Annotated in this window: 1 pseudogene; it reads right to left on the bottom strand. The window is 35.7% G+C overall.

Annotated features, from left to right (window positions below):
- Positions 1-29: 29 nt before the first annotated feature.
- A pseudogene (locus DXB39_RS15135) lies at positions 30-230 on the bottom strand (hypothetical protein); the annotation flags it as partial.

The raw sequence follows: 230 nt of genomic DNA on the forward strand, positions 1-230 counted from the left end.
ATTTGATATTTTCCTTTTATCGAACCCTCTTATGCCTTAATATCAAAACTTGATCTATCAGGTACAGAAATACTCACAGATCCTGCTACAAGGCTTTGTGTCATACTTTTTACATCATTACCAGTTACGGATAAGGTATAATCACCCGTTTCTTTTCCTTCTGCCGATTTTTCTGCACGTTTCTTTGCAGCTTTTTCTTCCTCTGCTTTTTTAGCAGCTCTTTTTTCTTT

Source organism: Roseburia sp. OM03-7AC (assembly GCF_003462625.1).
GTDB lineage: Bacteria > Bacillota > Clostridia > Lachnospirales > Lachnospiraceae > Roseburia_C > Roseburia_C amylophila.